At 44.5% G+C, this 15598-nt stretch carries 11 protein-coding genes; 7 read left to right on the top strand and 4 right to left on the bottom strand.

Going from position 1 to position 15598, the window contains the following annotated elements; translation table 11 throughout:
• Positions 1-78: 78 nt before the first annotated feature.
• The 6 genes from hemF (at position 79) to hemL (ending at position 6551) form a co-directional block, all read left to right on the top strand.
• On the top strand, positions 79-1116 hold the full coding sequence (gene hemF, locus CDG76_RS14200) for an oxygen-dependent coproporphyrinogen oxidase (protein WP_094349639.1): 1038 nt from the start codon (positions 79-81) through the stop codon (positions 1114-1116).
• Positions 1117-1186: 70 nt separating this feature from the next.
• Entirely contained in the window at positions 1187-2371 is a 1185-nt protein-coding gene (locus tag CDG76_RS14195; RefSeq protein WP_094349638.1) for an ABC exporter membrane fusion protein, read from the top strand.
• A gap of 102 nt (positions 2372-2473) precedes the next feature.
• Complete coding sequence (devC, locus tag CDG76_RS14190) at positions 2474-3661, top strand: ABC transporter permease DevC (RefSeq protein ID WP_262984328.1); 1188 nt, start codon at positions 2474-2476, stop codon at positions 3659-3661.
• A gap of 106 nt (positions 3662-3767) precedes the next feature.
• Positions 3768-4511 (top strand): DevA family ABC transporter ATP-binding protein, encoded by a 744-nt coding sequence (locus tag CDG76_RS14185; protein ID WP_094349637.1) that lies wholly within the window; start codon positions 3768-3770, stop codon positions 4509-4511.
• Between the two features lie 80 nt (positions 4512-4591).
• Positions 4592-5164, top strand: coding sequence for an SOUL family heme-binding protein (locus tag CDG76_RS14180; RefSeq protein ID WP_190240850.1), 573 nt, complete (start codon positions 4592-4594; stop codon positions 5162-5164).
• Between the two features lie 88 nt (positions 5165-5252).
• Positions 5253-6551, top strand: a complete 1299-nt coding sequence (gene hemL / locus CDG76_RS14175; protein WP_442946373.1) for a glutamate-1-semialdehyde 2,1-aminomutase — start codon at positions 5253-5255, stop codon at positions 6549-6551.
• Positions 6552-6677: 126 nt separating this feature from the next.
• Here hemL and CDG76_RS14170 read toward each other — a convergent pair whose 3' ends face one another.
• From CDG76_RS14170 to CDG76_RS14155, 4 genes are all read right to left on the bottom strand, one after another.
• Positions 6678-10208: an NB-ARC domain-containing protein gene (locus CDG76_RS14170; protein ID WP_094349635.1), complete on the bottom strand. Its 3531-nt coding sequence runs from the start codon at positions 10206-10208 to the stop codon at positions 6678-6680.
• A 146-nt stretch (positions 10209-10354) separates the two neighbouring features.
• Positions 10355-11608: an exonuclease subunit SbcD gene (gene sbcD / locus CDG76_RS14165; protein ID WP_094349634.1), complete on the bottom strand. Its 1254-nt coding sequence runs from the start codon at positions 11606-11608 to the stop codon at positions 10355-10357.
• 75 nt (positions 11609-11683) lie between these two features.
• Complete coding sequence (gene cysH / locus CDG76_RS14160; RefSeq protein WP_094349633.1) at positions 11684-12409, bottom strand: phosphoadenosine phosphosulfate reductase; 726 nt, start codon at positions 12407-12409, stop codon at positions 11684-11686.
• A gap of 670 nt (positions 12410-13079) precedes the next feature.
• A complete protein-coding gene (locus CDG76_RS14155) occupies positions 13080-14669 on the bottom strand; it encodes a DHA2 family efflux MFS transporter permease subunit (protein ID WP_094349632.1) in 1590 nt (529 codons plus the stop codon).
• A gap of 278 nt (positions 14670-14947) precedes the next feature.
• Here CDG76_RS14155 and CDG76_RS14150 point away from each other — a divergent pair, with 278 nt between their 5' ends.
• Positions 14948-15541: a TetR/AcrR family transcriptional regulator gene (locus tag CDG76_RS14150; RefSeq protein ID WP_094349631.1), complete on the top strand. Its 594-nt coding sequence runs from the start codon at positions 14948-14950 to the stop codon at positions 15539-15541.
• The last annotated feature ends 57 nt before the right edge of the window (positions 15542-15598 follow it).

The following is a 15598-nucleotide window of genomic DNA, read 5'->3' as shown; positions in this document are numbered from 1 at the left end:
TTGTGTGTACACCTACAAACTTTCAAAATTTATGGAATTTCTTCAAATGTTCGTTATTAGGAAAAATAGGTTGATCTCATGAAGACTACTTTAACTCCTCAAGCAACTCAATCCAAATCTCTACCCCCAGTTGATGCCAAGACTAGAGTCAGTCAATTGATGCGACAGTTGCAAGACGAAATCTGTCAGGGTTTGCAACAGCTAGATGGCGGAGGCACGTTTCAAGAAGATACATGGGAACGACCTGAAGGGGGCGGCGGCAGATCCCGCGTCATCCGCGACGGTGCAGTATTCGAGCAAGGTGGAGTTAATTTCTCTGAAGTCTGGGGTTCTCACCTGCCGCCTTCAATCTTGGCACAACGTCCTGAGGCGGAGGGACATCAGTTTTATGCCACCGGAACTTCAATGGTATTGCATCCGCGCAATCCTTACGTGCCAACTGTTCATCTCAACTACCGCTACTTTGAAGCTGGCCCGGTTTGGTGGTTTGGCGGCGGCATCGATCTAACGCCTTACTATCCGTTTGCTGAAGATGCAGCCCATTTTCATTACACATTAAAGCAGGCTTGTGACGCGCACGATCCCGAATATTATTCAGTGTTTAAACCTTGGTGCGACGAGTATTTTTATCTCAAACATCGTCAAGAAATGCGGGGCATTGGCGGGATCTTTTTTGACTATCAAGATGGTCAAGGTCAGCTTTATCGAGGCCCCGATCCCAAAGGAGCAGCAGCAATTACCAGCGATCGCGTTGGCATACCAGCATCCCGCAATTGGGAAGAATTATTTGCATTCGTACAGGATTGCGGTAAAGCTTTTTTACCTGCTTACGCGCCAATTGTCAAGCGGCGGCAGTTAATAGAGTATGGCGATCGCGAACGTAATTTTCAATTATATCGGCGCGGACGCTACGTTGAATTTAATTTAGTTTACGATCGCGGCACAATTTTCGGACTGCAAACTAACGGGCGCACGGAGTCAATTTTGATGTCTTTACCTCCATTAGTGCGTTGGGAGTACGGCTATCAACCCGAACCAAATACCCCAGAAGCCGAGTTATACCAAGTATTCTTAAAGCCTCAAGATTGGGCAAGCCTGACATCGCTTCTGGTTTAACTTTTGCCGTCAAACCGTTGCTTGCCTGCTTTGCGTTACTAAAGTCCTCACTGAAATTTGAAGGATTGACATGAATTTACAATTGCTCTCGAAACCTTCAAAGCAATGGACACTGGCTGTAGTTGTCGGTGGTACCGCCCTTACAGGAATTATCGCTTTCTACGGTATTTCTCAATCAAAATCAACCAGCAAACCTGTTGAAGTCGTGCAAACCAGACCAAAGATTGAGGAAATTACCGCTTTAGGACGGATAGAACCAGCAACGGAAGTCATCAAAGTATCCGTACCTGCTACCTTAAGCAACGATCGCGTCGCCCAACTACTCGTACAGCGGGGCGGTAGCGTTAAAGCAAATCAGACGATCGCCATTATGGATTCACGCGATCGTTTGCAAAATGCTCTACTGGAAGCACAAGCACAAGTCAAAGTATCCCAGGCAGAGTTAGCCAAGGTGCAAGCCGGCGCAAAATCTGGAGAGATTGCCGCCCAAAAAGCTGAAATCGATCGCCTTGAAGAAGAGTTAAAGGGCGAAATAGCTACTAGAGAGGCCACCATCTCTCGCTGGCAAGCCGAAGTCAAAACTGCCAATAGTGAGTACAATCGCTATTCCTCGCTTTACCAAAACGGCGCGATTTCTGCTGTGGAAGTAGATCGAAAACAACTTGCTCTGGAAACAGCGCAAGCACAGCTTACCGAAGCGAGAGCTAACCAAAATAAGAGTGTAGATACTCTACGGCAGCAGATCGAGCAAGCTAAGGCAACCCTAAATAAGATTGCTGAGGTACGTCCGGTAGACGTGCAAGCAGCTGATGCCGAGGTTAACAAAGCGATCGCCGCAGTCAAAAAAGCTGAAGCCGATCTCGCTGAAGTTTATATTCGCGCCCCCATAGCAGGTCGCATTCTCGATATTAAGGCCAAACCCGGAGAAGTTGTTGGTGAGAAAGGCATTGCCGAACTCGGACAAACCAGCTCGATGGAAGCGATCGCAGAGGTATATCAAACTGATATTGGCAAAGTTCGTGAAGGTCAACAGGTAACGATTTCGAGTGAGTCGTTCTCCCCAGAGTTGCGCGGAACCGTTCGGCTGATTGGACTACAGGTGATCCAACAAGAAGTAACTAGCGGCGAACCTGGAGAAAACCTCGATCGCAAAGTCATTGAAGTGAGAATTGCACTCGATCCCCAAGATAGCAAACGAGTTGCGAACTTAACTAACTTGCAAGTACAGGTTGCCATTCAGCCGAATAACAATTAAGAGGGGACTGGGGACTGGGGAATAAGGAAAATTAAGATTTGTTTCTTGAATTTTGAATCGCGTGGCAGGTTCAACTTGAATTTTGAATTGGAGCGAAGCAATTTGACTATCAAAGCATTTATATACGGTAAATTATTCCGCAAAACCCCACTTGCTTGGCGGCAAATGAGCCGTCAAAAGACTCGTTTGTTCGTTGCCATAGCAGGAATTGCCTTTGCTGATTTTCTGATGTTTTTTCAACTAGGAGTTAGGGATGCACTCTTTGATTCGCAAGTTACCCCCTATACCACCCTTAAAGGAGATTTATTTTTAGTCAATAAACTGTCTGATAACTTGCAATCTATCAAAAGTTTTTCCAGAAATAAGCTCTATAAAATAGCAGGTGTTAACGGTGTAAAATCCCTGGCGACGCTATATGTGGGTCAAGCATCGTGGCGAAATCCTGAAAATCGAGCTAGCCGTAAAATTTTCGTTTACGGAATCGATCCGAATCAGCCAGCATTTGACTTACCAGAACTCGATCAACAATTGAATAAACTGAAGTTATTGAATCGAGCGCTGTTTGACAGAGCTGGATTGGTTCCTCAGCTTGGGGACGTTCCTAGTTTACTGAAAAAACAGAACCCGCTTTCTGTTCAAGCTAACGATTATCAAATTCAAATAGTTGGATTATTTAAGCTCGGTTCTTCTTTTTCTGCTGACGGCAATCTAATCGTCAGCGATTCTACCTTTTTACGGCTTTTTCCCCAACGCCAAGCAAGCGAAATCGATCTGGGTATTGTTGAGGTAGAACCAAATGCCTCGATCGAGCAGATCCAGGCTGATTTGCGAGCCAAGCTACCGGATGATTTACTGGTACTAAACCTTGCTGAATTCACTGCTCGTGAAAGTGCATATTGGTCTACAGGCTCCTCCATTGGCCCGACTTTTAACCTCGGTGTTGCAATTGGTTTTTTAGTCGGAGCAGTTATCGTTTATCAAATTCTCTATACTGATGTCTCCGATCATTTGCCAGAATACGCAACGTTAAAAGCAATGGGTTACAGCGATATATATCTGATTGGAGTTATCGCTCAAGAAGCTTTTATTTTAGCGGTTTTGGGCTTTCTTCCAGGTTTTTTGCTCTCAAGTGGATTTTACATCTTTTTTCAGTCGGTAACGTTTTTACCGACTGCGATGAAACTAGCTCGTGCGGTAACTGTGCTAGTTTTGACTTTCGTCATGTGTATTGGAGCCGGAGCGATCGCTATACAAAAGTTACGAGCAGCCGATCCGGCTGATATCTTCTAAGTTTTGAGCGTTCGAGTGATGAATTTTGAGTTGAAGTTTAGAAAAATATCGCATTTCAAAACTCATAGTTTTCTAGAACCAAGCCCAAACTTACGGTTTAACTCTCATGTTGCAAGAAATTAGTCTCGATCAAAGTTCAAAACTCAAAGTTCAAAACACTTCCCAACAACCCGTTATTTCAGTTTGCCATCTCGATTACTACTTCGGTCGGGGAGAACTTTGCAAGCAAGTCTTGTTTGATATTAATCTCGACATTTATTCTGGAGAGATTGTGATTATGACTGGGCCATCCGGTTCTGGTAAAACCACCTTACTAACACTAATAGGTGGATTGAGATCCGCTAGGGAAGGCAACCTGAAAGTTTTAGGACAGGAAATGTCTGGGGCTAGTAAGCGGCAACTGATGCAAGTGCGGCGGCAGATTGGTTATATTTTTCAAGCACACAATTTGTTAACTTTCTTAACTGCAAAGCAGAATGTCCGAATGTCTTTGGAATTACACGATGAGTACCTAAAGCAAGATATAGATCGGCTGGCAACGGATACTCTGAAAAGTGTTGGTTTGGGCGATCGCATCGATTATTATCCAGACAGTCTTTCTGGAGGGCAAAAGCAGCGAGTTGCGATCGCTCGTGCCCTAGTCAGTCGTCCTAAAATTGTTCTTGCCGACGAACCGACGGCTGCTCTCGATAAAAAGTCAGGTCGCGATGTTGTAGATATCATGCAGCGTCTAGCTAAAGAGCAGGGTTGCACTATTTTACTCGTCACTCACGATAATCGAATTCTCGATATTGCCGATCGCATTATCCACATGGAAGATGGACGGTTAGTACAAGAAGTGGGAAAGTAAGAAACTATCTGATTGTGCTAGTGAGATCGTGATTTTTGATTCTTTTAATGGCATTAATTTTAGCTATTTGTGAAAGTCTTATGAGTCAAACCGAAGAACCAAAATATTCCGTATTGCAATCTTATGATGATATTGAAATCCGGCAATACGAGCCAAAAATTGTTGCTGAAACAGTCATTCAAACTGAAAGAGATCGAGCAAACAAGGCTGCATTTTCTATTCTTGCCGCTTACATATTTGGTGAAAACACCTCTGTAACCAAAATTGCCATGACTGCGCCTGTCACGCAATCCCAGCCAAGTGAAAAAATCGCCATGACTGCGCCTGTCATTCAACAAGAAGCGGGAGAAAATATCACCACAAGCGCTTGGGCGGTACAGTTTGTGATGCCCTCACAATATACGCTAGCAACGCTGCCAAAACCAAAAGACTCTCGCATTACTATCAAAGAAATTCCCAGCAACAAAGTAGCGGCAATCCGTTTCTCCGGTCTAGCTGAGGATGAACAATTGCAGGAAAACGAAGCCAAATTATCTGCTTTTCTGGCTCGGCAAGGTATCGAGACAAAAGGTAAAGCGATTTATGCTTTTTATGACTCTCCATTCATTTTGCCCGCATTTAGACACAATGAAGTCATGCTCGAATTGAAATAATATTTGCACGTTTTGCTTGTCACTCTTAATAACTAGATTCTCGCTCTTTGCGATCGCATCAGATCAAAATATCTCAGGAGAAAAAATCATGATTGCAACGACTCGCTTAAAAACCACCCAATCGGAAGAAATCTTTGCTGCTGCCCAAAAATTAATGCCAGGAGGAGTTAGTTCCCCCGTGCGGGCTTTCAAATCTGTTGGCGGACAGCCAATCGTATTCGATCGCGTCCTTGGCGCTTACATCTGGGATGTGGATGGCAATCAATATATCGATTATGTCGGCAGTTGGGGGCCAGCTATCTGCGGTCACACTCATCCTGAAGTCATTGCTGCTCTGCACGATGCCCTGCATAAAGGAACTAGCTTCGGTGCGCCCTGCTATTTAGAAAATGTACTGGCACAGATGGTAATCGATGCTGTTCCCAGTATCGAGATGGTGCGTTTTGTCAACTCCGGCACGGAAGCTTGTATGGCTGTTCTTCGTCTAATGCGAGCTTTTACGGGGCGGGAGAAAGCAATTAAGTTTGAAGGCTGCTACCACGGACACGCCGATATGTTTCTCGTTAAGGCTGGCTCTGGTATTGCCACTCTCGGCTTGCCCGATTCTCCTGGTGTGCCCAAATCCGTTACTAGAAATACGCTGACCGCTCCTTTCAACGATTTAGAAGCAGTAAAAGTATTGTTCGAGCAAAATCCCGATGAAATTGCTGGTGTAATTCTTGAACCAGTGGTTGGAAATGCAGGTTTTATTCCACCTGATGCGGGTTTTCTTGAAGGTTTGCGAAAACTCACGCAAGAGCATAGAGCGCTGCTGGTATTTGATGAAGTGATGACAGGCTTTCGGATCGCTTACGGTGGAGCGCAGGAGAAATTTGGTGTTATTCCTGACTTAACTACCTTAGGTAAGGTCATCGGCGGTGGTCTGCCCGTAGGCGCTTATGGTGGTCGCCAAGAAATTATGTCGATGGTTGCTCCAGCCGGAAGCGTGTATCAAGCCGGAACGCTTTCGGGCAATCCACTGGCAATGACGGCAGGGATTAAGACGCTAGAGTTGTTGCAACAACCTGGAACTTACGAGTATCTCGATCGCATTACGAAGCGACTCACAGAGGGAATGCTGGAGATTGCTAGAGAAACAGGTCATGCTGCCTGCGGTGGTCAGATTAGCGGGATGTTTGGTTTCTTCTTTAACGAAGGCCCGGTTCGCAATTATGAGGATGCTAAGAAGTCTGACTTAAGTAAATTTGCTCGCTTCCATCGCGGTATGTTAGAACATGGAGTTTATTTAGCTCCATCTCAATTTGAAGCCGGATTTACTTCTTTAGCTCATACCGAAGCAGACATCGATCGCACCCTCGAAGCAGCCCGAAGAGTCATGTCTCAGTGAGCTAGTGTTCTGTCCCAAAAGTTTTCAGAGGTTCGTGGTGTTCAGATCCCCGACTTCTTGAAGAAGTCGGGGATCTCGCAGCCCCGCAAAATTAATGGGACAGACTACTAGGCTAATGGTTTGAGCTTAGATAACTGCTCCTAAAGAGGTTAATGTGGCAGTTGCCGCCTCAGTTAAACCTTTAACTCCGACAATATTCATTTGCTCATAGGGCTTACTCGCTCTCATGGTTTTTAAGCATTTGCCTGCTACGATATCCCAAAGTTTAATTGTTTCATCGTCACCGCCACTAACCAAGGTTTGGTTATCTGAACTAAAGGCAACTGACCAAACCAAGCCTGTATGTCCGTGCAAAACTTTCAGACACTCACCCGTGCAAACGTCCCACAACTTGATTGTCAGATCGTGACTCGTGCTAGCCAGTATCCTGCCATCAGGGCTAAAGGCGATCGATTGCAACCAGTTTGTGTCTGCTTGCAAAACGTTGAGGCAGTCACCCGTGTGCGGATTCCACAGCCTGATTGTTCGATCTGGACTAGCACTTGCCAGGGTATTACCATCAGGGGCGATCGCAATTGCCCAAATCCAACTCGTGTGTCCTGCCAACGTTCTGAGGCAGTCACCCGTGGTAATATCCCATAACTTGATCGTTTGATCCCAGGAGCCACTTGCCAATATTTCTCCTTGAGAGATGAAGGCAACTGACCAAACCGCAGCGTGATGTCCCTGTAAGGTTTTTAAGATTTGACCTGAACGAACGTCCCATAATTTTATAGTACAGTCCTCACTGCCACTTGCGATCGTCTGGCTATCTGGACTAAAGGCAATCGACAAAACTGCTGCGCGATGTCCTTGTAAGGTTCTTAAGGTTTTACCTGAACGAACATCCCATATTTTTAGTGTTTTATCTACACTACTGCTGACTAGGATATTTCCTTCATGATTAAAGATAACTGAATGAACCGAGTTGGAATGTCCTTTTAACACTTTGAGGCATTCACCAGTTGCGGCATCCCATAACCTCACAGTGCGATCGCGGCTGCTACTAGCAAAAATTTGACCAATGCTTGGCAAGCTAGCACTAAGAGGACTAAAGGTAACAGAGAGTATTTGATTGGTATATCCTTGTAGGGTCTTGAGGCATTCACCTGTATCGACACTCCATAGCTTCACGGTTTGATCGTGTCCACCGCTAGCCAAAAGCTTGCCTTGGGGACTGAAGGCAACTGCAAAGACCCAACTGAAATGTCCTTGAAGCGTTTTGAAACATTCACCCGTATCGACACCCCATAACTTCACGCTATGATCGTGCCCACCGCTAGCCAAAAGGTCGCCTTGCGGGCTGAAGTCCACTGAAAAAACTCGATTTGAATGCCCTAGAAGTGTTTTGAGACATTCACCTGTTTGAGTTTTCCATAGCCTAATAGTTTGATCCTCGCTGCCACTTGCCAGTATCTGACCATCTGGACTGAGGATTATTGACCGTATTCCACTATTATGATGTTTTTCAAACGTTTGCATACACTTTCCAGTGTTGATATCCCACAATTTAACAGTGCGATCGTCACTACCACTCAACAGTTGAGTATCTCCCTTAAAGACAACAGAGAGTACCCAACTAAGATGTCCCTGGAGTGTTTTGAAGCATTCTCCAGTGCTGCTATTCCATAGCTTCACGGTGCAGTCATCGCTGCCACTTGCTAATGTGCAATTATCTTGGCTAAATGCAACCGACCAAACCTCATTTGTATGCCCTTCTAGAGTGCGAAGGCACTGACCAGTACTAACATCCCATAGCTTTATTGTGTAATCGGTGCTACCGCTAGCGAGAATCTTACCATCAGGGCTGAATGTCAGTGATGTTACCCAACTCTTGTGTCGCGTGCAGATGAAGACTGGTTGCACATCGCTAACTTGGTACAGATGAATTTCTCCATTACTGTCACCTACCGCCAGAAGTTCTCCATCAGGACTAAAGGCTACCGCATGAATAGCACCAAAGGTTTCAGTAAACGTACACTTCGCGAGATTGGCGTAAGCAAAATTCGTATTTTGCAAATTTACATCTCGTAGGTCAGCCTGCCAAATGCTTAGACCAGAGAAATCATAGCCCGTTAAATTAGTTCCTAGCTGATTGAGTAAGTTAAGAATATTACCTGCTACATATCCCGGCTCCAAGGGGGATTTCTCCCGTTGTTTGAGTAAGATTTGAGTCAGTTCATATTCCAAGTTTTTTTTGCCTTGCAACAGTGGAATTAATCGGTTAATCACGGGATAGAGAATGAGACGAATTTGAGTCTCTCTGATATAGTCTTTTGCAGTAGCTTTGATCAGAGCATGGCTTCTAAAAAGCGAAAACTCCTGCTTAACAATTTCCTCACAAACTTGCTCAATCAAGCGACTTGTCACATACTCCATCACGACTGGCTGTAGGGTGAAGTAGGCTGTATCTCGTTCGATGAGCGATCGCCGTCCCAAAGATTCCAGGGTTTCAACTAAATTGAGTTGGGGAAAAGGCGATACTAAATCTTCTCGTAACTTGGAGAGGGTTACTGGCTCCCGATTAATCGCTAGCCAGTACATTACATCTTTTCCCTCATCAGATAAACGCTCAAATTGCTGCTCTAATAGGTCACGAAGATCGCCAAATACGGTGGTTTCCTCCTTTAAAAACTCAGAAATATAACCATCAAATAAATCTTGAATCGTAGTTGCCACAATTTTTAAGGCTAAGGCATTGCCTCCATAGCGTTTGACCAGTGCGTTAAATTGAGTTTCTGAACCCTTGAGCCTCTTACTCTTAAGAATTTCCTCTCCCTCTCCTTCTTTAAGTCCACCCAATCTCAAAGTTCGCACTGGCAAGGCTTCTCCTTCTAGAGAGGCAACCTCTTTAGGTTTTTCTCGCGTTGTGAGTAGCAAGCAACTCTGGTGGTCTGATTTACCTACTCGTTTGAGGAGTTCGCCATACTGCTCATATCCAAGGTTATATTGTCCTGCTCGACTTCCACCACGTAACACAGCATCTACATTATCGAATACGACCAAGCAGCGCATCTCCTTAAAGTAGTTAAGCAGCAGGGAAATCTTATCATTAAGGCTTTCCGGCAATTCTGCCTCAGTTTCTTGCTCGTCAGACAGAAACTGAATGATGCTACCCAAGAATGTATCAATGGGTGGAGCATCATAGAGCGATCGCCAGACAATACAATCAAATTTGTCCTGCATTAGTTCTGCCAATTTGATCGACAGACTAGTTTTCCCGACTCCACCCATTCCGAGAATGGTCACTAATCGACAGCTATCCTTCAGCAACCACTCATCCAGAGTACTGAGTTCTTCTGTACGTCCGTAAAATGCTAAGACAGAAACAGCTTCCCCCCAATCTTGACGGCAGTTGGGGTCTGAGGTCGAATAGTAGCCTTCGCATAGGCGGCTATCAAAACCAAGAAAGAGAGCCTCAAGTGTTCGCTTGTCAACTCCCTTTCTACGGTTCAAAACTTTTCTAATTGTTAGAGGGTCTAGGTTAGTGCGGTAGCTTAACTCTTCAAGAGTGAATCTCTTGCCAAAATTATCTCGAAACTCAAACTTGTGCCTTGCTTCCTCAAACTTCTGTAAACCAACAGAAGTGAGTATAACTCCGCGCTTGCGTCTTGGCATACCCAAATTCCTCTACAGACAAAGATAGATTTAGCACAGAACTTAAGTACTTTTTCACCCAATGTTATTTTAGATTACTTACCCGCTTACAATCCACCTGTAAATAGGGTTTGAGATGCGCTAACCCTGAATACCTTTGTCAGATTCTACTCATTAGTTGCTGCTTCCAGCCAAACTTCCACTTCATCTGCTAGCAACTTCTGCGCTGCATCCATCATTGAGGTTGCGATGTCTTTCAGGTCTTCGCGATTATTTAAGTAAGTTTTTAACGCTTCCATTGGGTCGATGCTGCTACTTGCGCTCAATTCAGGAATCCGGGGTCTGGCTAATTGACTCACTAATTCTGCTTGAATGGTGTAGGTATGAGCGGGACTTAAAGCAGTATGTAGAGAGGAACTGTCAATTAAATCCATCTGTTCAGAGCGGAGTTTGTAAATTAGCCGCACTACAGCATCTTCAATATTATATTTAGCGATCGCTTTCATTAACAACGCTTGCGGCTCATCTGCTTTCGAGATATCCACCTCAATGGTTTGGAAAGTCCGAACTGTTAAGGGACAAAATTCCCACTCAGCGCTTCCCCGCTCCAGTTCCAGCATTACATAGCCTTTGTCTTCTTTTTCTTCGCTAAAATCTACCCGCTCAATACTCCCTGGATAAATCACCGGCGGATTGTTGGATTTATTCAGATTTTGATGGCGGTGGACGTGTCCCAACGCTACATAATCAAAACAAGGTCGCGTCAGCAAAGATAGGGGTAGAGTAAAGCCTTTACCTACTGCCAAAAAGCGTTCTGCACCCAAGGTTGCATTGTCAGCCATCAAGTGAGCTAAAAGAATAGTTGGCACATTGGGGTCAAGACGGCGAACTTCCCCTTCTAGCACAACTCGCAGACGTTCCGTTAATAGTTGGTTAACTTCCGCCAAAGACAAACCTTCAGTATCTTGGCGAGTCATCAGGGTGGAACGAGTCAGCCAAGGCAGAGTAATTACTTGCACTTTGCCATTACGGGTTTCAATACAGTGCGTAGTTAATGTATCACCAACAACAAATCCTGGCACTCCCAAAGTGCGGTAAATATTTAAACTCGCCCCTCCCTGTCCTTGGGAATGTTGGTCGTGGTTGCCTACCAACAGCACTGTTGGAATATTGGCATCCATGAGACGGCGAAACTGGCTGGCAAAAGCTTGTTGCACATAAGGCGGTGGTGTAGCATCCGGGAAAGCGTCACCACCAAATATCACCATATCGACGGCATCTGTCAGCGCTCGGTCGATACATATAGAGAGAGTATTGACAAAATCCTCCAATCGTGTATTTACTCCCGTCGTCGGATTAATTCGTCCGTGGGAAAAACCGCTTCCCATGTGGATATCGGAGAGATGGAGGATTTTAATCATATTTGTCCTTTGTTCTTAGTCATTTGTCCTTTGTCTAATACTAATGACAAATGACAAATGACCAATGACCAATGACTAAATATGAATTCCGCATTCTGTTTTATCACTTCCCCGCCAACGTCCGGCGCGTTCGTCTTCACCTTCACCTACTTTGGTGGTGATGGGTTGGTCGCCGATGCTGGGATAACCTTGGTCGTGGAGGGGGTTGTAGATCACTCCATGTTCAGCTACGTAAACCCAGCTGTCTTGACGTGTCCAAGTAGCTATGGGATTTACTTTCAGCCGACCTTTACCATCAAATTCAAATATGGGCATATTCGCACGGGTTACTGCTTGGTCCCGGCGGCGTCCGGTAATCCAAGCGACGCTGTTAAGTTCGTCTAGACCCCGTAGCAGTGGTTCAATTTTTGTAATGTGGTGGAATTTGGCAATATCCTTGTCCCAGAGTTTGGCGCCGTACTTGGCTTCAAAGGCTTCGCGGGTGTCTACATCTGGAGTTTTGAAAGTTTGCAGATCAAGGTTATAGATTTGTATGGCTTTGGCTACCAATTCTAGGCTTTCAGGGAAGTGGTGCAAGGTGTCAAGAAAAATTACAGGAACGGGATGCTTCAGTTCGGTGTAAAGAATATGAGTAATTATCATGTCATCCACGTTAAAGGCGCTTGTTTGCACCAGTCCCGTTGGGATATTTTCTATAGACCATGCCAGTATGTCTTTGGGAGTGGCAGTTTCAAATTGCTCATTTAATTTGTCTAAGTCAAAAGCGATCGCTTGGTTTCTAGATGCCGTGGAGACTGTCATGATAATCTTCTATTCAAATATTTTTACCTTGATTAAGATCGATCTTACCCCATCAAGACACGTATTCCGCTCGGAGATAAGGTAATTATTTTGTGTGGAAATTACTACATTTTGAGAATGGGGAATGGGGGAGACAAGGGGAAAAGGGGGTAAACAAAACTCCTAACTCTTAACTCCTAACTCCTAACTCAGCACTCACCACTCAGCACTCCTAACACCCAGTAAAAATCCTTACATGAGCATAAATGAAGTATTTATTAAGAAAATTTAAGGTAATTTAAGTTTTACATTATTTTTATAGATAATTATACTGATTTTGATATGGTTAAGAAACTATTAATAAAAGGGATTTTACTTAAATGAACAACGCAAAATTCAGCAATCCATTAGGCCAGTCTATAATTATGGGCGCTTTAATGATGTTAACCAGCGTTGGGGTTATTACAATAATGAACTTTTTCTAAGAATAAGATTTCTCATTTTAGCAATAAGACTTTATATAGTCCCGCTCAAAACTGAGTGGGACTTTTACTTTTTTCATCTAGATCAATCAGTGTGTATTAATTTTCTGCTATCACTTTCAGCAGATAATAATCCTGAAGCCGTGTTATTACGTAGTTTTGCACTCAGAGAATTTAGAATAGGGATGCGATCGCTATTTACCTTACTCCTAGTGACCGACTGGTGCTTTCGCTCCTGCACCGCCTTTACCCAGAAATAGCAACAGAGGTAACGAGCAAAGGAACCCTACCCCTACCACTCGAAAGCAATCTGCGTAAGACAAAACCGCAGCTTGAATATCTACTGTTTGACTTAATAAAGCTAGTGCTTGTTGTTGAGCTGTTGTCGCATCCATGCCTTGACCTTGGAGTGCCCCGTTGAGTAAATCGAGGCGCTGACTGGTTTCTGGGTCATAAGGACTAAGTTTTGCTAATAAGATGGCTCGATGAAAAGCTTCTCGTCGGTCAAGCAAAGTGGTGAGTAGAGCAATGCCAATGCTACCACCCAGTTGTCGGGTGAGATTGTAGAAACCAGAACCGGCAGAAATATCTTGCTTAGGTAGCGGGCCTAAAACTGCCAAACTCAAAGGCAGAAACATCAACACAGTAAAAGCCCCACGCCATACCAATGGCCAAAATAAATCATCTATGCCAGTTTGTGGGGTAATTGCTGCTAGTTGAAACATGACTCCAGACGACCCGACAGCGCCCATTGCAATTAAAAATCGGGCATCAATTTTACTAGACAGTTTGCCTAATAAAACCATCACGATCGCAGACGCTAAAGCACCAGGCGCTAACAATAGTCCTGTCTGCGTCGCCGTAAAGTGCAGGACACTCTGAGCAAATATCGGCACAGCAAAGAGTGTGCCATAAAGCCCCATTCCTACCACGGCTGATAACACACTTCCAGCAGCTAAAGAGCGGTGACGTAAAACTCTCAAGTCAACGGCAGGATGGGCTATTTTCAACTCGTACCAAATAAACAATCCCAAACCGATAATACTGGCGATCGCTAACGTGGTAATGAAACTGGAGGAAAACCAGTCCTCTTTCTCCCCTTCCTCTAACAAAGTTTGCATACAGCCAATAGCGATAATTAAAAACCCAATCCCGAACCAATCGACGGCTTGGCTTTGTGTCTCACTTTTGTCTTTGTCTTTGGGCAAAAATACCACTGACATCGCCACTGCAACGATCCCGAAGGGAATATTAACAAAGAAAATCCACCGCCAGCCTAAACCATCTACCAAAAATCCTCCTAAAGTCGGGCCGATGGCTGGGCCAGCAATTACACCTACCCCAAAAACTGCTTGTGCTAAACCCTGTTCAGCAGGTGGAAAAGTCTCGAACAAAATCGCTTGGGCTTTAGCTAGCAACCCGCCACCACATAAACCTTGAAGAATTCGAGAAAAAACTAGCATCGGCAGATTAAATGCCAAACCGCATAAAACCGAGGCCAGGGTGAAGCCAATCAGCGAGAAAATAAAGTAGGTTTTGCGTCCAAAGTAATCTCCCAGCCATGCAGATAAGGGAATTAAGACGACATTTGCGATCGCATATCCAGTTACCACCCAGCCGACTTCACTAACAGTTGCACCCAAACTAGCCTGTATATCTGTCAGGGCAACGTTAACAATACTAGTATCAATTACTTCTAGTATCGCACCCAGAGAAGCCGTAAAAGCGATCGCCCACTTCAATGGGCCGTGGACATAACCAAATTCGTCAAAACTAGAACTTTTAATGTTGGTAGCCATTATTTAGCACAAATAATATTTGGGAGATGTCAAGCAACGCCAAAGCTAAAATTAAGTATTGTATATATACGCTACGGTAGCGTATCATATAAAAACGGTCAAGAGAGTTTTTCCTGAAAAGTGGCAGAAATACCTATGCTAAAGATGGATGGTCATTGCTGCTGTTTTAGGGCATGAGAATTGGGTTATGAGGCTTATTTCCTTTTCCAGAAGCTATGTTCTATGCCCAAAAGTAGAAGCAAATGGCCAAGAAGATATTGCTTGGGGATGATATTTTTATGAGTAAGCAAATCAACAGCACCTCTGGACGCCCACGCAGCATCCACGCCGACCAAGCTATTCTGCAAGCAACTTTGGATCTGCTTGCAGAGGTAGGATATGAAAGCATGAGTATAGAAGCGATCGCTTCTCGTGCTGGAGTTGGTAAAACAACCATCTATCGGCGTTACACTTCCAAAGAAGAACTAGTTGCAGACGCGATAGAAAGTCTCAGAGATGATTTAGCGATCCCCGATACCGATAGCTTTTGGGGAGACATGGATATCCTGATTAAGAATGCCGCCAAAAAAATAGATAGTCCCCTTGGTCGTCAGACACTTGCGCTGATTGTTAGTACAGCGTCTAGCAATCCTCAATTTGCCGAGGTTTATTGGACAAAATATACGAAACTCAGACGTGAAGCCTTTTCTAAAATACTTGAGCGTGCCAAGTCTAGAGGCGAAATTCACAAGGATGCAGACGTAGACTTAATTATCGACCTTGTAAGCGGTTCACTATATTATGCACTGATCTTCAAACCCACAACCGAGCCAGTAGAAGCATACATGCGGCGCACTATGAATCTTTTGCTCAAAGGTATTAGTGCTGGTTGAAAGAGAATGGGAAGAATTCTTATAACTTCTAACTCCCCAGTCCCCAATCCCCAGTCC

It is taken from the genome of Nostoc sp. 'Peltigera membranacea cyanobiont' 210A (genome assembly GCF_002246015.1).
Taxonomy (GTDB): domain Bacteria; phylum Cyanobacteriota; class Cyanobacteriia; order Cyanobacteriales; family Nostocaceae; genus Nostoc.
This window is presented reverse-complemented; position numbering and strand designations above follow the sequence as displayed.